22 protein-coding genes are annotated in these 17350 nt (G+C 60.0%); 4 read left to right on the plus strand and 18 right to left on the minus strand.

Annotated elements, in window-relative coordinates; translation table 11 throughout:
* Positions 1–2: 2 nt before the first annotated feature.
* From ybgF to ybgC, 8 genes are all read right to left on the minus strand, one after another.
* Positions 3–1019 (minus strand): tol-pal system protein YbgF, encoded by a 1017-nt coding sequence (gene ybgF, locus AC13RE_RS06780; protein WP_488562371.1) that lies wholly within the window; start codon positions 1017–1019, stop codon positions 3–5.
* A 156-nt stretch (positions 1020–1175) separates the two neighbouring features.
* Positions 1176–1709, minus strand: a complete 534-nt coding sequence (gene pal / locus AC13RE_RS06785; protein ID WP_015340980.1) for a peptidoglycan-associated lipoprotein Pal — start codon at positions 1707–1709, stop codon at positions 1176–1178.
* 153 nt (positions 1710–1862) lie between these two features.
* Positions 1863–3188 (minus strand): Tol-Pal system beta propeller repeat protein TolB, encoded by a 1326-nt coding sequence (tolB, locus tag AC13RE_RS06790; RefSeq protein ID WP_488562372.1) that lies wholly within the window; start codon positions 3186–3188, stop codon positions 1863–1865.
* The gene (locus AC13RE_RS06795) at positions 3188–3544 is read right to left on the minus strand and encodes a hypothetical protein (RefSeq protein ID WP_488562373.1); all 357 of its coding nucleotides are present in this window, start codon (positions 3542–3544) and stop codon (positions 3188–3190) included. The genes tolB and AC13RE_RS06795 overlap by 1 nt, the downstream gene beginning before the upstream one ends.
* Before the next feature lie 68 nt (positions 3545–3612).
* The gene (locus tag AC13RE_RS06800) at positions 3613–4836 is read right to left on the minus strand and encodes a hypothetical protein (RefSeq protein WP_488562374.1); all 1224 of its coding nucleotides are present in this window, start codon (positions 4834–4836) and stop codon (positions 3613–3615) included.
* A gap of 9 nt (positions 4837–4845) precedes the next feature.
* Positions 4846–5307, minus strand: a complete 462-nt coding sequence (tolR, locus tag AC13RE_RS06805; RefSeq protein WP_112399315.1) for a protein TolR — start codon at positions 5305–5307, stop codon at positions 4846–4848.
* Positions 5308–5333: 26 nt separating this feature from the next.
* Positions 5334–6056 carry a protein TolQ gene (gene tolQ, locus AC13RE_RS06810; RefSeq protein ID WP_041677650.1) on the minus strand — a complete coding sequence of 241 codons (723 nt, stop codon included), beginning with the start codon at positions 6054–6056 and terminating at the stop codon, positions 5334–5336.
* Positions 6057–6475: 419 nt separating this feature from the next.
* A complete protein-coding gene (ybgC, locus tag AC13RE_RS06815; RefSeq protein WP_488562375.1) occupies positions 6476–6931 on the minus strand; it encodes a tol-pal system-associated acyl-CoA thioesterase in 456 nt (151 codons plus the stop codon).
* A 135-nt stretch (positions 6932–7066) separates the two neighbouring features.
* Between ybgC and AC13RE_RS06820 the strand changes: the two genes are divergently transcribed.
* Genes AC13RE_RS06820 through AC13RE_RS06830 form a run of 3 tightly spaced genes read left to right on the plus strand, consistent with a single transcriptional unit; the run spans position 7067 to position 10100 of the window.
* Entirely contained in the window at positions 7067–8287 is a 1221-nt protein-coding gene (locus AC13RE_RS06820) for an NAD-dependent epimerase/dehydratase family protein (protein WP_488562376.1), read from the plus strand.
* 14 nt (positions 8288–8301) lie between these two features.
* A complete protein-coding gene (locus AC13RE_RS06825) occupies positions 8302–9150 on the plus strand; it encodes a glycosyltransferase (protein WP_488562377.1) in 849 nt (282 codons plus the stop codon).
* Positions 9147–10100, plus strand: coding sequence for an NAD-dependent epimerase/dehydratase family protein (locus tag AC13RE_RS06830; protein ID WP_488562378.1), 954 nt, complete (start codon positions 9147–9149; stop codon positions 10098–10100). The genes AC13RE_RS06825 and AC13RE_RS06830 overlap by 4 nt, the downstream gene beginning before the upstream one ends.
* Here AC13RE_RS06830 and AC13RE_RS06835 read toward each other — a convergent pair.
* From AC13RE_RS06835 to ruvC, 8 genes are all read right to left on the minus strand, one after another.
* Positions 10045–10608: a DinB family protein gene (locus tag AC13RE_RS06835; RefSeq protein WP_488562379.1), complete on the minus strand. Its 564-nt coding sequence runs from the start codon at positions 10606–10608 to the stop codon at positions 10045–10047. The two genes, AC13RE_RS06830 and AC13RE_RS06835, sit on opposite strands and share 56 nt — an antisense overlap.
* Positions 10609–10617: 9 nt before the next feature.
* A complete protein-coding gene (locus tag AC13RE_RS06840; RefSeq protein WP_207899613.1) occupies positions 10618–11127 on the minus strand; it encodes an NUDIX hydrolase in 510 nt (169 codons plus the stop codon).
* A gap of 6 nt (positions 11128–11133) precedes the next feature.
* On the minus strand, positions 11134–12036 hold the full coding sequence (locus AC13RE_RS06845) for a metallophosphoesterase (RefSeq protein ID WP_488562380.1): 903 nt from the start codon (positions 12034–12036) through the stop codon (positions 11134–11136).
* A complete protein-coding gene (gene ruvB, locus AC13RE_RS06850) occupies positions 12037–13077 on the minus strand; it encodes a Holliday junction branch migration DNA helicase RuvB (protein WP_112335057.1) in 1041 nt (346 codons plus the stop codon).
* A gap of 153 nt (positions 13078–13230) precedes the next feature.
* A complete protein-coding gene (gene ruvA / locus AC13RE_RS06855; RefSeq protein WP_488562381.1) occupies positions 13231–13845 on the minus strand; it encodes a Holliday junction branch migration protein RuvA in 615 nt (204 codons plus the stop codon).
* 12 nt (positions 13846–13857) lie between these two features.
* Positions 13858–14277: a type II toxin-antitoxin system VapC family toxin gene (locus AC13RE_RS06860; protein ID WP_459455032.1), complete on the minus strand. Its 420-nt coding sequence runs from the start codon at positions 14275–14277 to the stop codon at positions 13858–13860.
* Positions 14255–14518 carry an AbrB/MazE/SpoVT family DNA-binding domain-containing protein gene (locus AC13RE_RS06865; RefSeq protein ID WP_488562382.1) on the minus strand — a complete coding sequence of 88 codons (264 nt, stop codon included), beginning with the start codon at positions 14516–14518 and terminating at the stop codon, positions 14255–14257. Before AC13RE_RS06865 ends, AC13RE_RS06860 begins: the two co-directional genes overlap by 23 nt.
* Positions 14519–14573: 55 nt before the next feature.
* Positions 14574–15086: a crossover junction endodeoxyribonuclease RuvC gene (gene ruvC / locus AC13RE_RS06870; RefSeq protein ID WP_488562383.1), complete on the minus strand. Its 513-nt coding sequence runs from the start codon at positions 15084–15086 to the stop codon at positions 14574–14576.
* A 189-nt stretch (positions 15087–15275) separates the two neighbouring features.
* Here ruvC and AC13RE_RS06875 point away from each other — a divergent pair, with 189 nt between their 5' ends.
* Entirely contained in the window at positions 15276–16274 is a 999-nt protein-coding gene (locus tag AC13RE_RS06875) for an LLM class flavin-dependent oxidoreductase (protein ID WP_488562384.1), read from the plus strand.
* A 70-nt stretch (positions 16275–16344) separates the two neighbouring features.
* On the opposite strand, the gene AC13RE_RS06880 is transcribed toward AC13RE_RS06875, so the two are convergent.
* Positions 16345–16782, minus strand: a complete 438-nt coding sequence (locus AC13RE_RS06880; protein WP_132717468.1) for a DoxX family protein — start codon at positions 16780–16782, stop codon at positions 16345–16347.
* A 104-nt stretch (positions 16783–16886) separates the two neighbouring features.
* A complete protein-coding gene (locus AC13RE_RS06885) occupies positions 16887–17348 on the minus strand; it encodes a tetratricopeptide repeat protein (protein ID WP_132717469.1) in 462 nt (153 codons plus the stop codon).
* Positions 17349–17350: the final 2 nt, after the last annotated feature.

Below are 17350 nucleotides of genomic sequence, written 5' to 3' on the forward strand. Positions count from 1 at the left end.
GGTCAGCAGGCAAGCCGCTTCTGTTCGCTGGCAACCTTGCCGGTCACAGCCTTGGAGGCCTTCGGATAACGCTTGGTGACCTCGCGAAGCGTGGCGCAGGCGGTATCCTTGTTGTCGAGAGCGGCCAGGGACATGCCGAGCTTCAGAAGCATTTCCGGCGCCTTTTCCGAAGTGCTATATTTCTGATGAGCATTCAGGAAAGTCTTGGCAGCATCATTGTACTTGCCCTGCGAATAAAGCGCTTCGCCGAGCCAGAAATTCGCATCCGCGGCCCGCGAGCTGCTGGGATAACTGTCAAGATATTGGCGGAATTCCTGTTCGGCGACGCTATAGTCGCCGGACAGGACGTGGCCGTAGGCAGCCTTGTATTGATCGTTCTCGCTGCCGAGCGATGCCGTCTGCGAGCCGGAGCCTGCACTTGGCGGCGCACCCGAACCGTTGTTGGCCCCCGTAATCGAGGAGCCGATCTGGTCACCGCCCTGGTCGAACTGGATAGAGCCAAGCTCGCTCGGCGGCTTGCCAGCGCCGGCGCCGCGTGTACCGGTGGTGTTTCCATTCTGCGAATTGCTGATGACGCCGGCAATATCGTCTTGCTTGACGCCGCCTTGCGCAGGCGCGTCGGCCTCGCTCTTCTTCATCGTGCCGCCCGATGCGGGCGCGCTGCCACCGCCGCCGCGCTTTTCCAGCTGCTGGAAGCGGAATTCGTTGTCCTCCTGCGCCTTGCGGATCTGCTCTTGCATCTGCAGAAGCTGGTAGCTCATCTCCTCGACGCGGCCGTTCAGCTGGCGCATCTGGTCTTCGAGCTGCTGAAGGCGCATTTCCGCATCGCTGTTTTGAACGTTGATGACAGGTGCCTGGCCGTGTTGCGCTTGTCTTTGATTTGCATTGCCGGGAGCCGCCTGCGCGGAGGCATCGCGGCCTCCGAGATGCATTCCAAACAACGACAAGGCAGAAGCATCGCGCTCGCTACCCACGATGGCAGCGAGACAAAGCATGCTCGCCACGACAAGTTTTCTCATATGGATCGTCCTGTCCTATTGATTCTTCGGGCCGGAGGGCTCGAACAGGAGATTTTTACAATTGCTCTCAAAAAGCAACGGAGTTCGGCCAAAGTGTGGTCAAAAAAGTAAAGGCGGCACGAGGCCGCCTTTTGCATTTCGATTGGTCTTTGACGATCAGGAGCCGGCGCCGTTGAGCACGGTGACCGCGCGGCGGTTCTGCGACCAGCAGGACTCGTTATCGCAGGTAGCGACCGGGCGCTCCTTGCCATAAGAAATCGTCTTCATGCGGTTCGCCGGGACACCACGCGAAGCGAGATAGCTTTTGGCGGCGGCAGCGCGGCGCGCGCCGAGAGCAAGGTTGTACTCGCGGGTGCCGGTCTCGTCGGCATGGCCTTCGACCGTGATGGAATAGTTCGGATAACGGGCGAGCCACTGAGCCTGACGGTCGAGCGTCTGAGCCGCTTCGGAGCTGATGGAGGAGCTGTCGACAACGAAGAAGATGCGGTCGCCGACATTGACCGTGAAGTCCTGCGGCGAGCCCGGAGTGGCATTGCCGGCACCGTTCAGGCCAAGACCGTTGGCATCGTTCGGCAGACCCTTCTTGGAAGCGCAGCCGGCCAGAGAAAGGCCAACGAAAAGCGCGATCATGATCGGGTTGCGGGCGAGGTTCTGCATATGGCCAACGGCCTGGGTTGCGGTGCGGCTCATGGCCGGTCTCTCCTTAAGTCTCTATCAGGGTTGCCAGACTGTAACCGGGTTCGGTTAATCGGATTCCAACAAGTATGGTTAATGATGTCTTAAAATTGTCGCCAAACGGTCCACTCACAGGACTTTGCGGCGATAACGTGGCAGCCCTTCCCGCTACTCGAGCAACGGCGACCATGCTGGGTCGGAAGCGAAGCCAGGGGTCGGGATCTTCTGCTCGTTATAACCGGTGAGATCGATCGAATAAATTTGCGGTCCGCTCGCACCCGACGGCGCGCGGAAGAACATGATGACGCGGCCGTTCGGCGCCCAGGTCGGTCCTTCGCTGTAGGAGCCGGAGGTCAGGATTCGCTCGCCGGAACCGTCCGGCTTCATGACGCCGATGGAAAAGTTGCCGCCAGCCCGTTTGGTGAAGGCGATCAGATCGCCGCGCGGCGACCAGACCGGCGTGGAATAGGAGCCATTACCGAAGGAGATGCGGCGCTGATTGGAGCCGTCGGCATTCATGACATAGATCTGCGGCTGTCCGCCGCGGTCGCTTTCGAAGGCAACCTGCGTGCCATCGGGCGAATAGGACGGCGAGGTATCGATCGCGGCCGTAGACGTCAGACGGGTCGTGGTGCGCGAGCGCAGATCCATCGTGTAGATATTGGCATTGCCTTCCTGCTGAAGACTCATGATGACGCGCTGCCCGTCCGGCGAGAAGCGCGGCGAGAAGGTCATGCCCGGAAAGTTGCCCACCAGTTCGCGTTGGCCCGTCTGCAGCTGCAGCAGATAGACGCGCGGCTGTTGATTGGCGAAGGACATATAGGTCACTTCCTGGCGATTAGGCGAGAAGCGTGGCGTCAATACCAGGTCGCTGCCGTCGGTCAGCATGCGCGCGTTGGCGCCGTCCTGGTCCATGATGCCGAGCTGCGTCTTGCGGGCTGTCTTCGGGCCGCTTTCGGCGACGAAAACGACGCGGGTATCGAAGTAGCCCTTTTCGCCGGTGATCTTCTGATAGATCGCATCGGCGATGATGTGCGCGACACGGCGCCAGTTATCCGGCTGGGCAAAGAACTGCTGACCGATCATCTGGCTGTTGCCGAACGTATCCCAAAGGCGGAATTCGGCGCGAAGGCGGCCGCCTTCCTGCGTCACGCGGCCAGTCACCAGAGCCTGCGCATTGATCGAGGTCCAGTCCTGGAAGCGCGGGGTCGAATCCGGATTGGTGATCTTCTCGATGAAAGCCTGCTTGTTGATCGGAGCGAACAATCCCGAGCGCTGTAGGTCGGCGGCGATGACGCTCGAGATCTGCGGGCCGAGCGTATCATTCGACAGAAGGTCGGTGATAGCGATCGGCATGGGCTGGACGTTGCCCTTGTTGATATTGAGCTCGACCACGGCATAGGCCGGAGTGGATGCCACAGCCATCAGGCCTGCTAGCACCACCAGGAGGCGGACGAAGGATTGTCTGATCATATGTATCAAGCCTTTCAGCATTAATTCGCCGGATCGCTGGCATCGAAGCGAAGCGTCACTTCTTTCCAGTCGTCATATTGATCTATTGGTAGGTTTTTGAACGGAGCGGCCCGGAGCACGGCTCGCACAGCGGCGGCCTCCATGGCTTGTTGCGTCGCCTTGGGTCCACCGGCGGCGGTAACCTTCGGTTCGCCCACGATCTCTCCGCTTCGGCTGAGCTTGAGATGCACCCGGACGTGAACATGCTTCGCCCCTACCATGCCAGGCACGATATTCCAATTCTTCGCGACGTCCTCGCGGATGCGGTCCCCCGTCGAATTTCCGGGCTGCTGCGTAGCGCTTGAAGCCTGCACCGACACGGAACCAGCCAGCATCATCCCGAGGGCCACAAGCAAGCTCATGCCGATACTGGGACAGTGATTTGTCGAAAGCCGCGCTCCCCGCATCACATCCCCAGATCCGCTGCACTGAAATTGACGACGACTTCCTGCCAGTCCTCATATTTGTCCGCCGGAAGAATCGACATGAACTCCGATTGCGCCCGAAGGACCGCGCGTACAGCGGCGGATTGCATGGCACCTTGTGTCGAAGCCGGCCCCCCGTTGGTCGTCGCTTCCGGCTGACCAACGATCTGCCCGGATTTGTCGAGCTTGAAGTGCACCTTGATTCGCACGTCGCCGGCGCCTTCAAGACCAGGCGGGAGGTTCCAGTATTTCTGGATCAGATCACGCAGGCCGTCCTGTTGGCTCTGGCTGAGCTTGCCGGCACCAAGCGACTTCTTGCCGCCAAGCGAAGCGACCTGGGTATCGGCGCCGGCGGAAGCCTGCTGCGACGAGCGCTTCGCACCGCCCTTCGACGAAGTGTTGTTGAGAAGATCGTTGATCTGATCGGCGAGACCATCGTCCAGGCCCTTGTTGGAGGCCTTCGGGGTCTGACGCTTCTTGTCGGCGTCCTTCTTTCCGTCGTCAGCCGAGGTATTCTTGCTCGTGCTTTGCGTCGTCGTTTTGTCCGTCGGCTTTGCGTCGGCGACCTTCACGTCCGGCTTCGGCGTCGGCTTGACCTCCGGCTTCTGCTCGGCAGCCTTCGGCGGCGTCGGCTGCGGCTTCACATCCGGCACGGGGACGTTGTTTGGCAGCTGAATTTCGGCTTGTTCCGTCGGCTGCGGCGTTGGCGGCGTCGGCGTTGCATCGGCCTTGGGGGTCGGTGGGGTGACATCCGGCTTCGGGGTCGGCGTCACGTCCGGCTTCTGCTGCGGAATGGCGGCCACTTCCTTGGGGGCGGCTTCCGTTTCCTTCTGCTCGATCGTCTTGACGTCGTTCGGCCTCGGATCGTCCTGCGGAACGGGCGCATCCACCTTCTTCGGCGCCAAGGCCGCAGTCTCGCTCTCCGGCCGCTGCGTCGGCACGACCGGGTTCTTGATATCCACCTTGTTCTCGCCGGTATTCTGGGCGTTGGCGACCTGGTCCTGCTTGGTCGTCGGCTTGCGCGCGGCGTGATCTGTGACCGGCGCCTTCTTCTCGCCCTGCTGCAACTGATCCGCCGTCACGATATCGACATCCATCGCCGTGCTTTCCGGCGTCTCAAGCGGCGCCGGCGCACTCAGCGACACCATGGCGCCGATCAGCACCAGGATGTGAATGACAGCAGATGTGGCAATACTGCGCTTCATGTCGGTTCGTCAGTGATCCGTTGTCTGCTGCTGCGTAACCAGGCCGATGTTCTTGTAACCGGCTTCCTGAATGCGGGACATGACGTCGGCGATCACTCCGTAAGGCGCCTTGCCGTCGCCGCGCACGAAAATGCGCTCGTTATAGCCGGTCGTCGCGATCGCCTTCAGCTTGTCGGCGATCTCGGTCACGTTAATCTGCGTCTCCTGCAGGAAGACTTGGCCATCGGCCTTGATCGAAATCGTAATCGGCTGCGTCTGGGCATTCAGTGCGCCGGCCTGCGTCTGCGGCAGATCGATCGGCACACCCGACGTCATCATCGGCGCCGCCACCATGAAGATGATCAGCAGCACGAGCATGACGTCGACCAGCGGCGTCACGTTGATCTCGGAAATCGGGCCACCACGGCCTCCGCCGCGACGACTGCCACGGCGGCCACCCCCGCCACCACTACCTCCAACAGACATTCCCATGTGAATACTCCGGTTCTGTCCGCGACTTACTGCGCAGCCTGGCGCGGCTGCAGCTTTTCATCGATCTGGCGCGAAAGGATGGCGGAGAATTCATCCGCGAAGCCTTCCATACGGCCCGAAAGCTTGCCGGCATCGGCCGAGAACTTGTTGTAGGCGATAACGGCCGGAATAGCGGCTACGAGACCGATCGCAGTTGCCAGAAGCGCTTCGGCGATACCCGGCGCGACGACCGCAAGGTTGGTCGACTTCGAACCGGCGATCGCCTGAAACGAAGTCATGATGCCGACGACCGTACCGAAGAGACCAATGAACGGACCGGCGGAGCCGATGGTCGCAAGCGATCCGAGGCGGGCCGTCAGATGTTCCGATTCACGCGCGAGGGTCACGTCCATCGCGCGGTCGATACGCATCTGCAGACCGATCGGCGAGCGAGCGCCGCGCTCGAACGATTTCTTCCATTCGCGCATCGCTGCGACGAAAATGGCGCCAAGGCCTGTATTGTTGCGCTCCGAAAGCGTGCGGTAGAGCTCTTCGAGCGACTGGCCCGACCAGAAAACCTGCTCGAAGTGATCGAACTGCCGCCGCGCTCGCGCGTAGCTCAGATATTTGTCGATGACGATCGCCCAGGTCCATACGGACGCTGCCAGCAGGCCGATCATGACGAGCTTGACCACCAGGCCTGCCTGCATGAAGAGCGACCAGAGGGTGATGTCCGGTGTGGTGGCCGCTGCCAATGCTACTTGTTCCATTGATCCAAAATCCCCGAATCCAAACGCCCGGTGCTAGACCGGGCGGCTAAAAGTGATCTCACAAGAATTGTTTGGCAGCCGCCGCTGAACGCCCTGGTCAAGCCTTCCAAGCTTACAACTGCCTTCTTGCCGTCAAATTTGGTCAAAGGAAGGCGTGCACCGCACAAACTCCGACATAATCAGTAAGACACTATTATGGTTAAAAGAATGTTAGCGTCGAAACATAAAGAATTTAACGGCGGCGAAGGTTATTCTCGCTCCAGGGAAGAACTGACCGGACGAAACCGGCGACAAACGCAGACAAAGCTTACGCGGCGAATTCCTTCACATAAAACTCAAGTTATTGCAAGCCGCCTCTTGTCGATCATGCTATCCTTATGCAAGGCAGCCCTGATGCGATGAGCATGCCAGGCTACTGATTACCCAGCACTTTCCGACGCCGTGAGCATTTGCGCGGCAAGCTTCTCCGGCAGGCGGCGCGGACGGCCCTTTGCATTGATCACGGCAATGATGACCTTCGCGGCAATCAGCAGTGTCTCGTCGAGCCGGATTTCCTGAGACAGCACCATCTTGGCGCCACCAGCCTTTTCGGTGACTGTGCGGATTGTCAGCAGGTCATCCATGCGAGCCGGTCCCTTGAAATCGATCTCCATGCGATGGACGACGAAAACCAGCCCCTCTTCATCGGCATTCAGAAGTTCGCGCTGTTCCACTCCGAGACAACGCAGATAGTCGGTGCGTCCCCGCTCGAGGAAATGCAGGTAGCGCGCGTGATAGACGAGCCCGGAAAAATCCGTATCCTCATAGTAGACTCGCTGCACCAGCCGGTGGCTTCCGGCTTCCAGTTCCCCAGCTATCAGAAAGGGGCTGTTCATCGTTGCCGCATCTCCTTGAATGTCCGGCATCTCTTTGGCCGAAGTTCTGCCATCAAGCAAGCTTTGAACAATTGTCATAAACTCCGACTATCCGGAATCGTGCCGGTTAGCGGATCGGCATAGAAGGAAGATCCTATGAAAATTGCGGTTATGGGCGGTGACGGATTCATTGGTTGGCCAACCTCGCTTCACCTCTCCGACGCCGGTCATGAGATCCATATCCTCGACAATCTCTCCCGCCGCTGGATCGATACCGAGCTGGGTGTCCAGTCGCTGACGCCGATGGATTCGATCCAGGAACGCACCCGCATATGGCACGCCGAAACCGGCCGTCGCATCCATTTCCACCTGATCGATCTCGCCAGGGACTATGAGCTCCTGAAAAAGTGGCTGGCCGAGCATCGCCCTGACGCCATCGTCCATTTCGCCGAGCAGCGCGCCGCCCCCTATTCGATGAAGAGCGACCGCCACAAGAACTACACGGTCAACAACAACGTCAACGCCACGCATAATCTCCTGAACGCGCTGGTAGACCTCAATCTCGACGCGCATCTCGTGCATCTCGGCACGATGGGCGTCTATGGCTATTCGACGATCGGCGCTGCCATCCCCGAGGGCTATCTGCCCGTCGGCATTGAGACGACCGATGGCCGCACGGCCAGCCAGGAGATTCTTTACCCCGCCAATCCCGGCTCGATCTATCACATGACGAAGTGCCTCGATCAGCTGCTCTTTCAATTCTATGCCAAGAATGACGGGCTGAGGATCACCGACCTGCATCAGGGCATCGTCTGGGGCACGCATACGGAGCAGACGCGCCGGCATGAGCAGCTGATCAACCGTTTCGATTATGACGGCGACTATGGCACGGTACTCAACCGCTTCCTCATCCAGGCGGCGATCGGCTATCCGCTGACCGTGCACGGCACCGGCGGCCAGACCCGCGCCTTCATCCATATCCAGGATTCCGTGCGCTGCATCGAGCTGGCGCTGAAGAATCCGCCGGCCCGCGGCGCCCGCGTCGAAATCTTCAACCAGATGACGGAAACGCATCGCGTGCGCGATCTCGCCGACATGATCGCCGGGATGAGTGGCGCAGAAGTCGTCCGTCTGCCGAACCCGCGGAAGGAAGCGCCCGAAAACGAGCTGATCGTCAAGAACGACAAGTTCCTCGATCTCGGGCTGGCGCCGATCACCCTCGAAGCCGGCCTGCTTGGCGAAATCGTCGATGTCGCCAGGAAATATGCCTATCGCGTCGATCGATCGCGTGTCCCGGCCGTCTCGGCCTGGACAAAGGATCTCGCCGCGACAGTCAACCATGATCCCGAGGGCAAGAGGCTAAAGTCCGTGTCATGATGCCGGGAAGCGAAATGCTGCAGGGATTGCGTGCACAAACGCGACCGCGTGCCGGGCAGGCATTCGTGACGCTCGTCACGAATGCCGATTACGCCATGGGGGCCCTGGCGCTGGCGCGTTCGATCGTCCACAGTGGCACCAAAGCCGATATCGTCGTGCTGCATACGGAAGGGGTTGGTGAAAACGACCTTGCCCCATTGGCAGCGCTCGACTGCCGGCTGGTGGAAGTTGAGCATCTTCCGCTTTCGGATGCCTTCAATGAGCGGCATGCGCGCGGCAATCTTCATACGGCGGCTCCCTTCACCAAGGGCCGTAAGCCCTCCTTCCACACGCCGCTCGACAATTTCTGCAAGCTCAGGCTCTGGCAGCTGATCGAATACGACACCTGCGTCTTCATCGATGCGGATGCGCTGGTGCTGCGCAACGTCGACCGGCTCTTCGATTACCCGGAATTTTCCGCCGCACCGAACGTCTATGAAAACCTTGCCGATTTCCATCGGCTGAATTCCGGCGTCTTCGTCGCCAAGCCGTCGCTTGCGACCTTTCGGCACATGCTGGAGCACCTCGATCGCCCCGACGTCTTCTGGCGGCGCACCGACCAGACCTTTCTCGAGGCCTTTTTCCCGGATTGGCACGGGCTGCCGATCTTCATGAACATGCTGCAATATGTCTGGTTCAGCATGCCCGAGCTCTGGAACTGGAACAGCGTCTCGATCCTGCATTACCAGTATGAGAAGCCCTGGGAGGAAAATCACCCAAAGGCCGAACAACTGAAGCCATTGATCGAGCTATGGCATAGCTTCCATTCCGGTCGGAACATGCCCGATATTGCCACGCTCGCAAATCCGAAAGCAGCGGCATGAAAGTCCTGATTTCAGGCGGAGCGGGTCTAGTCGGCCGATATATCGCCGAGGAGTTGCTGTCGGCCGGGTACAAGGTTGCAATCGGCGGACGGAGCCCGCCGCCACCTGGTTTTTTTTCGCATCCGGTCTCCTTCGTTCCTTTGAGCCTCGATCCGGCGGAAAATCAAAGCCGCGCTTTCGACGACGCCTATCTCTTCGTGCACGCGGCCTTCAACCACGTCGCTGGCAAATATCGCGGCGGTGAAGGCGATGATCCGGAAAGCTTTCGCCGCCTCAATCTCGATGGGACTGTCAAGCTGTTCGAGACGGCGAAAAAGGCCGGCATCCGTCGCTGCATCTTTCTGTCCTCGCGCGCCGTCTATGGCAATGGCATCGTCGGACAGGAACTGACCGAGGCGACCACACTGAAGCCGAGCACGCTCTATGGCGAAATTAAGCGTGATGCCGAGCACGCACTGTTCGCTCTTTCCACGCCGGGCTTTGCCACCGCGAGCCTCAGGGCAACCGGCGTTTATGGCGACCTTCGCCCCAATAAATGGGATGACCTGTTCGACGACTATCTAAGCGGCAAGCCAGTTCCGTCGCGCGCCGGAACCGAAGTTCACGGCCGCGACCTCGGTCGTGCAGTTCGTCTTCTGCTAGAAACGGAAGCCGGCCGGATAGACGGTGAAGCTTTCAACCTGTCGGATATTCTGACCGACACACACGAGATCCTTAGCCACCTCCAGAGCGCGACAGGCTGTCCGCACGCGCTGCCGCAGCCTGCGGAGCTCGGCGCGGTCTCTGTCATGGATACGGCGAAAATCCGTGCGCTTGGCTGGCAAGCTGGCGGAAAACTCCTGCTCAAGCAAACGATAGAGACACTGGCTAAATCGGGATACCCAAAGGCGGATATCAGCGCATCAGCTTCGTTTCGTCCCAATCAAGCGCTGCCAATTCCTCGCCTCTGAAACGCGCATCGTCGGAAACGATGAATTCGTCGAGCTGCGGCGGCGCGACGCTGGTTCCGGCCAGCATGGCATGCACCTGCCCGCGATGATGCGTCTGATGCTGAAATATATGGTTCAGCACATCGTCCGCCCGCTCTCGCTGGATGCGTCCATCGCGTTGGATATCGATGATCCGCATCACGGTTTCCGGCGTCAGCCCCTCACAAAAAGCGACCAGCCTGCGATCGACGTCGGCCTGCTCCTGGCTCAACCCGTCCAGCCGGTCATAAGGCTCCTCGATGTCAAAAGCTTTGAGGCCCAGCGTGCCGCCTTCCAACGCATCGACATAGAACCAATCGACCGTCAGGATATGATTGAGGGTTGCTTTGATCGACGGAAAGAAGCTGACACGCTTGGCCTCGAATTCGCCGGGCAGCAGAGCCGCACAAGCCCGATGGAGCCGGACATTCGCCAAGGCATTGTTATAGGCGAGCTTGCGAAAGCTGCGAACCGGATCGAAAACAGACATAAGCTCCCCCTAAGCCTTGTCGAGATCCCCATCCCGCCAGACGAGATGACGAGACGTCAGCGGCAGATTCTCGATTTCCTCGGCGATGAAATAGGGCGGGATATCGAGCGCAACCAGCGCCTCGCGCGTCGCCCGCACCCATTTGAACTCCAGATCGTTGTCGCCATCCTGGATTCGATGCACGATCTTCGCGGGGTCGAAGGGAAAGTCGGCAGGAATATCCATCAGATAGTAGAGGCCGAGCTCGTGCCAGTCGAGCTGCTCGTAATGGAAGAAATTCTCGACCGACCACAGAAGGCGCCCGACCGTAACGTTAACGCCGATCTCCTCCATCATCTCCCGCCGCAATGTCTCTTCCGAGGTCTCGCCGATCTCCGCGCGACCGCCGGGAAAAGTCCAGAAGTGCTCATGTACGGCTCGATGCACCAGGACATGACCGTCGCGAAAGCCAAGGCCTGCGACGCGCATCTGGAAGCGCGTTCGGCCGGCATTCAATCTGATGAGTTTGCGCTTCGGCATGATCCTCTATCCCAGGTCGATCACCAGGATCTCCGGCGGAACGCCGAAGCGTACTGGCGCGATAGAGCAGCCGAGGCCGCCCGACACAATGATATGGCGCTCCTCCTCAACGATATGACCGTAGACATATCGGTCGCCATAACGCGAAGGTGAATAGGGCGACCAGCCTAAAATCCTCACCTGTCCGCCATGCGTATGCCCCGACAAGGTGAGCGACACGCGCTGGGGAACGGCAGGAAAGATATCGGGCTCATGGGCCATGAGGATGACTGGTGCGTCGTCGCCGATCTGCGCCAGCGTGCCGCCGAGATCGTCAAGGCCCCTGGTAAGCGGCCTCTTCCACCGCATGCTGCGTCGCAAGGCCAACTGATCCTCGACGCCGGCAAGCCAGAAGCTTTGTCCATTCTTCTCTAGGCGCGCCGCGCGGTTGGAATAGACTTCGATGCCGACAGCTTCCAATGCCCTATGGCTGAACGTCGGGCCGCGACCGGTTCTCTGGGCCGTCGCATCATGCCACCAGTCGTGATTGCCGATGATGGCGTGGACGCCAAGCGGCGCCCTCAGCTTTGCCAATTCAGCCGCCCAGATGCGATGATCGACACGGTTGGTAATGAGATCGGTTCCGGACGTGTAATCGCCGAGCAGCACGATGATGTCGCCGCCAAGCTCATTGGCATGGGCACAGATCGATGCGATGCGCTCGGCATTCATCCACGGCTCACAGGCATGGAAATCGGCAAGGGCGACGATCCTGAGCTTCAGCCCAGGCGTCCATCCTGGCGGGGTCAGCGCGTAGCGGGTAACATTCAGCCGAACGACCGGCTCGTAGCCGAGAGCATATCCCCCGAGTGCCATCAAACCGAATATGCTGCCGCCGAAAAGCTTCAGGAAGGCACGACGGCCAAGCATTCAATCGTCCTCCCGGAACAACCCGAACTGCGCGGCCTCCAGATCCTTGGGCGGCTGCATGCCGAGATGTTTCCAGGCGATCGCGGTCAAAACACGGCCGCGCGGCGTACGCTGAATGAAGCCCTGCTGGATCATATAGGGCTCGATAATATCCTCGATCGCGTCGCGCGGCTCGGAAAGGCCAGCGGCGATGGTCTCGATACCGACAGGGCCGCCGCCGAAATTGACCGCGATCATGTTCAGATAGCGCTTGTCGAGCTGGTCGAAGCCGACATTGTCGACCAGAAGCCGCGTCAGCGCCTCGTCGGCAATCTCGCGCGTCACCGCTTCGACCTTGGCGACCTCAGCGAAATCGCGCACACGCCGCAGCAGCCGGCCGGCAATACGGGGGGTGCCGCGGGCGCGGCGCGCGATTTCCCGCGCGCCCTCGTCGGTCATGCCGAGACCCATCAGCCTCGCACCACGCCGGACGATCAACTCCAGTTCCTCGACGGTATAGAAACTCAGACGCACCGGAATGCCGAAACGATCGCGCAGCGGCGTCGTCAGCAGGCCGAGGCGGGTCGTGGCCGCAACCAGCGTGAACTTGGCGAGATCGATCTTCACCGAACGCGCCGCCGGGCCTTCGCCGATGATGAGATCGAGCTGGAAATCCTCCATAGCCGGATAGAGGATTTCCTCGACAGCCGGATTGAGACGATGGATCTCGTCGATGAAGAGCACGTCGCGCTCTTCGAGATTGGTGAGCAGTGCCGCAAGATCGCCCGCCTTGGCGATGACCGGGCCGGAGGTCGAGCGAAAATTGACGCCGAGTTCCTTCGCCATGATCTGCGCTAGCGTCGTCTTGCCGAGGCCGGGCGGACCGACAAACAGCACATGGTCCAGCGCTTCACCGCGCCCCTTGGCCGCTTCAATGAAGACCTTCAGATTGGCACGCGCTTCCGCCTGGCCGGTAAACTCGTCCAGCGATTGCGGCCTGAGCGTCGCATCGATGTCTTCGCCCCGCTTTTCCGGCGATATCAGACGTGCGGCTTCACTCATGTCAGAGGTTCCATTCCCGGTATGCGTTTTGCGGCTCCCGCGCCGAAGGCGTTATCACATCCGCCGCATCAAGAATACTCTTTGACGAAGGAGTGCCGAGGCCCGATCTCTCAGCTTTGCGACAATAGTCAGGATTGCGAAAGGTGCAAAGCCTCACCGCGCGAGTTCCTTGAGGCCGAGCCGGATCAGCTTGGCGCTATCGGCGCCCTCGCCGGCCGCCTTTATCGCCGCCGAAACGGCGTTGGCCGCCTGATCGCGGGAATAGCCGAGATTGGTGAGCGCCGAAACGGCATCGGCCACGGGTGCTGCGGCAACGCCTTCGCCCAGCTCCTGCTTGAGCGCGATATTGGCCGCGTCGCCAGCAAAGGCCGGCGCCTTGTTCTTCAGTTCCGTCACGATGCGCATGGCGACCTTGGGGCCGACACCCGGCGCCCGCGAGACGGCGGCGCGATCCTGCAAGGCGATCGCGTTGGCAAGCTCGGCAGGCGTCAGCGTCGAGAGCAGCGCCAGCGCCACCTTCGCGCCGACACCCTGAACCGTCTGCACGATGTTGAACCATTCGCGCTCCAGCGCCGTCATGAAGCCGAAGAGCCGGATCTGGTCTTCACGAACATAGGTCTCGATGAAAAGAACGCAGGCCTCGCCAATCGAACCGAGCTTCGACAGCGTCCGAGCCGAACAATAGGCGACGTAGCAAACGCCGTGCACATCCACGAGCACATAGTCTTCGCCGATCTCTTCGATTGTGCCTTTCAGCTTGCCGATCATGGATGATGTCCGTCAGGGATGGGTTTCGGGAGAGATGAGGTCAAGTGAAGGAAAGTAGGAGCGATAGCGCGAGGCATCGCGCGTCAGCAGCCTATGCCTTCGCCATTCGGCATGGGCACCGATTAGGAAATCCGGAAGTGTTCTTTCCCGTTGTCCTCCGGCAAGCCGATAGAGGCGATGCGCTTTTCCTGCTCGAAACGCCGCCTCGAAAGGTATGGCCTCGCGCTTCATATCGAGCCAGGACAAAGCAATCGTCAATTCCTCTTCACTCAAAGGCGAGGCAGCGAGTTCCGACCACACCACCGGACTGATGACGAGATCGCCTTCACCGACACATCGTTTCAAGAGTTTGGCCGACCATTGCCGTTGGACTGAAGCCGGACCGAGGATATCGATGAAAATGTTGGTATCAATGAGGGTCGATGTCGTCACGCGGCCCTCTCAGAAACTCCATAAATTCGTCCGTTGTCATGCCGCCGAGATCAATCGTGCCCCTGACGCTCTCGAGCCAATCGTCGAAATCGCGAATAGCTGTATCCGACGCCTCCCCGATTTTAACGAGCATCGCGCCGCCGCCGGAAGCAATGAAATCAACCTCTGAACCTGGAACGATGCCCAGCCTGTCTCGAATTTCCTTCGGGATGGTCACCTGACCTTTTTCCGTTACGCGCATAGTAATACCTCTTCAGTAATACCTAGCGATCCACCGGGAACAAGTCAAGAACAAACTATCCCGCCAGCGCCGCCTTCCGCAGCCGGCTGGCGCCTCGGTTATGGGCATGACATATGGCGATGGCGAGCGCGTCGGCGGCGTCGTTGCCCTTGAATTCGACTTTGGGCATCAGGATCTTCAGCATCATGTGAATCTGCTGCTTCTCGCCGTGGCCGACGCCGATGACGGCCTTTTTGACCGCATTCGGCGCATATTCCGAGACAGGCAGGCCAGCACGTGCCGGCACGAGCATAACGACACCGCGCGCCTGGCCAAGCTTCAGCGTTGCCACGGCATCCTTGTTGACAAAGGTCTGCTCGACGGCGGCCTCATCCGGCTTGTAGCTGTGAACGATCTCGGCAAGACCGTCATGAAGCTGGCAAAGACGGGATGCCAAATCCATGTCGCCGTCCGACGTCACGGTTCCCGACGCGACGAAGCGCAGCGAATTGCCAAGGGTGTCGATGATACCCCAGCCGGTGCGGCGCAGGCCCGGATCGATGCCGATGATGCGAATCGTATTCTGCATAAGCCAACCTATCTTTCAGGCACGACATCTGCCAGCAAAATGTGAACAAAACAAAAACAAGATCCGGATTGGAGCGCTAAGGCCGCGCTGAAAACATCGTGACGAAATTGCCGCGATGGGTTTGGAATAGGCGGACAGCGCTCCTACATGTGCAAGCAACCCTCCCTTCCACCACGCAGGTTTCTTGCCATGGTCCCCTTTTCCATCCTTGATCTTTCGCCCGTTGCCGAAGGCAGCACCATCAGCCAATCCTTCGAGAGTTCGAAGCGCATGGCGCAGAAGGCGGAAGAACTGGGCTACAACCGATTCTGGCTCGCAGAGCATCACGGCATGCCGGGTGTCGCCAGCGCCGCGACATCGGTCGTCATCGGCCATGTCGGCGCGGCAACCTCGCGCATCCGCATCGGTTCGGGCGGCGTCATGCTGCCGAACCACTCGCCCCTGGTCATTGCCGAGCAGTTCGGCACGTTGGAAGCGCTGTTTCCCGGCCGCGTCGATCTCGGCCTCGGCCGCGCCCCGGGCACCGACATGCGCACGGCGCAGGCCCTGCGGCGCAATATAGATGCCGGCGCGCAGAGCTTTCCTCAGGATATCGTCGAACTGCAGCACCTCTTCAGCCCCGCGGACGACAATCAGATCATCCTCGCTGTTCCCGGCCATGGCGCCAATATTCCTATCTGGCTGCTCGGCTCCAGCCTCTACAGCGCCCACCTAGCCGCTATGCTGGGCTTGCCCTATGCTTTCGCTTCGCATTTCGCCCCGGAAGCCTTGATGGATGCCATCGCCATCTATCGCGAGCGCTTCACGCCTTCGGCCACGCTCGACAAGCCCTATGTCATGGTCGGCGCCATGGGAGCGGTGGCGGAGACGGATGAAGAAGCGCAGTATCACTTCACCTCAGCACAGCAGCAATTCGTCAATCTCCGCCGTAACGTGCGCGGTCCCTTCCCGCGCCCGCGTCGCGACATGGATGATTTCTGGACACCGATGGAAAAGCTGAATGTGGAAAATACGCTGCGCTATGCTGTGGTCGGTTCGCCCGCAACAGCGGAGGCGAAGCTTTCGCAATTCATCAAGGATACGGAAGCCGATGAAGTCATCATATCGATGCCAATCCACGATATCGAAGCGCGCCTGAAGTCCGTGGAACTCTTCGCGACGCTTCCAAGCTTCAAGAAGGTCTCCTGACCTTCGAAAGCGAACAGTCTAATCCGGTGAGCCAATCCAGCATATACGGCTCACCGGGCGACCGGCAGGCTCAAGCCACGAGCCTCGTCTTCCAATGACGCCGGATGAGCATGTCGAGCGACAACTTGCCGGCGCCTGCAACGATCAGCGCGAACATGCCGCCTGCGATCGCCAGGTCCTTTTCGAAATGCAGCAGCTCATTGTGGCTGGCGAAGTTGGTGTGAAAGAGCAGCGCGGTCAACAGGCAGAACAGGCCTAGACCAAATGCCGCTAGGCGAGTCATCAGCCCGAGCGCAATGGCAAAGCCGGCGGCGAGCTGCAGTACGATGGTTGCAATAGCGATTGGGGCAGTGACGCCAAGCTTGGCCATGGCCTCCAACGCAATGTCGAGGTTGCTGGCAAGTTCGATGCCTTCCTCGAGAAAGAGCAGCGATAGCAGCAGGCGGCCGAACAGCAATGCCATGTCGGCCATATTCACAAGAACGGCACTCTCCTCTTCGAATTCCATGGCCTTTCTCCTTCCCGTCGAGATCCGCGCGGTTTCCGATCCTGCCCGGCGGCATCCCACAACCTGATCGGATGGAATGCTGCCGGATCGATTGCGGCCGAGCTTTAGTTGGTTCCCTTAGCGGCGATTGCCTTGGTCAGGTCCTCAAGCTCCTCGCATCCCGCCGGGCAGAGCTTGGTGAGTGCTGCCAGCTGCTCGCGGGCCTTGGGCATATCGCCGGTCTCGACATAGAGTTCGCCGAGATATTCATGCGCGCCCTTGTGATCGGGCTGCAGTTCCAGCGCCTTGGTGTAGTAGGTGAGCGACGTCTTGAAGTCGCCGGTCTTGCGCAGGGTGAAGCCCATCAGATTGTAGACATCGGCCTGCTGGTGCTCCTCGGCAATATCGCGAAGCTCGGCGAGTGCGCCGGTATAGTCCTTCGCATCGATCTTGGTACGCACGGAGGTTAGGTCCGGCGCGTCGGTCGATTCCATATTGTCGACGGCGAAGGCGAGGCCTGCTGTGGCAACGGGCAGGATGGCGACAGCGCAGAGGCCGGCGATCCCGAAAATGGCATGTCTGAACATGG

It is taken from the genome of Martinezella sp. CNPSo 3959 (assembly GCF_057784355.1).

What these genes read in the sequence shown, in the direction of transcription:
- AC13RE_RS06875 (WP_488562384.1), top strand. Translation starts at nt 15,276, where the DNA reads ATGGTCCCCTTTTCCATCCTTGATCTTTCGCCCGTTGCCGAAGGCAGC.
- AC13RE_RS06865 (WP_488562382.1), bottom strand. Translation starts at nt 14,518, where the DNA reads ATGCGCGTAACGGAAAAAGGTCAGGTGACCATCCCGAAGGAAATTCGA.
- AC13RE_RS06800 (WP_488562374.1), bottom strand. Translation starts at nt 4,836, where the DNA reads ATGAAGCGCAGTATTGCCACATCTGCTGTCATTCACATCCTGGTGCTG.
- AC13RE_RS06845 (WP_488562380.1), bottom strand. Translation starts at nt 12,036, where the DNA reads ATGCTTGGCCGTCGTGCCTTCCTGAAGCTTTTCGGCGGCAGCATATTC.
- ruvA (WP_488562381.1), bottom strand. Translation starts at nt 13,845, where the DNA reads ATGATCGGCAAGCTGAAAGGCACAATCGAAGAGATCGGCGAAGACTAT.
- AC13RE_RS06885 (WP_132717469.1), bottom strand. Translation starts at nt 17,348, where the DNA reads ATGTTCAGACATGCCATTTTCGGGATCGCCGGCCTCTGCGCTGTCGCC.
- AC13RE_RS06880 (WP_132717468.1), bottom strand. Translation starts at nt 16,782, where the DNA reads ATGGAATTCGAAGAGGAGAGTGCCGTTCTTGTGAATATGGCCGACATG.
- AC13RE_RS06840 (WP_207899613.1), bottom strand. Translation starts at nt 11,127, where the DNA reads ATGCCGAAGCGCAAACTCATCAGATTGAATGCCGGCCGAACGCGCTTC.
- ruvB (WP_112335057.1), bottom strand. Translation starts at nt 13,077, where the DNA reads ATGAGTGAAGCCGCACGTCTGATATCGCCGGAAAAGCGGGGCGAAGAC.
- AC13RE_RS06795 (WP_488562373.1), bottom strand. Translation starts at nt 3,544, where the DNA reads ATGATGCTGGCTGGTTCCGTGTCGGTGCAGGCTTCAAGCGCTACGCAG.
- ruvC (WP_488562383.1), bottom strand. Translation starts at nt 15,086, where the DNA reads ATGCAGAATACGATTCGCATCATCGGCATCGATCCGGGCCTGCGCCGC.
- ybgC (WP_488562375.1), bottom strand. Translation starts at nt 6,931, where the DNA reads ATGAACAGCCCCTTTCTGATAGCTGGGGAACTGGAAGCCGGAAGCCAC.
- AC13RE_RS06825 (WP_488562377.1), top strand. Translation starts at nt 8,302, where the DNA reads ATGCTGCAGGGATTGCGTGCACAAACGCGACCGCGTGCCGGGCAGGCA.
- ybgF (WP_488562371.1), bottom strand. Translation starts at nt 1,019, where the DNA reads ATGAGAAAACTTGTCGTGGCGAGCATGCTTTGTCTCGCTGCCATCGTG.
- AC13RE_RS06830 (WP_488562378.1), top strand. Translation starts at nt 9,147, where the DNA reads ATGAAAGTCCTGATTTCAGGCGGAGCGGGTCTAGTCGGCCGATATATC.
- AC13RE_RS06835 (WP_488562379.1), bottom strand. Translation starts at nt 10,608, where the DNA reads ATGTCTGTTTTCGATCCGGTTCGCAGCTTTCGCAAGCTCGCCTATAAC.
- AC13RE_RS06820 (WP_488562376.1), top strand. Translation starts at nt 7,067, where the DNA reads ATGAAAATTGCGGTTATGGGCGGTGACGGATTCATTGGTTGGCCAACC.
- tolR (WP_112399315.1), bottom strand. Translation starts at nt 5,307, where the DNA reads ATGGGAATGTCTGTTGGAGGTAGTGGTGGCGGGGGTGGCCGCCGTGGC.
- pal (WP_015340980.1), bottom strand. Translation starts at nt 1,709, where the DNA reads ATGAGCCGCACCGCAACCCAGGCCGTTGGCCATATGCAGAACCTCGCC.
- tolB (WP_488562372.1), bottom strand. Translation starts at nt 3,188, where the DNA reads ATGCTGAAAGGCTTGATACATATGATCAGACAATCCTTCGTCCGCCTC.
- tolQ (WP_041677650.1), bottom strand. Translation starts at nt 6,056, where the DNA reads ATGGAACAAGTAGCATTGGCAGCGGCCACCACACCGGACATCACCCTC.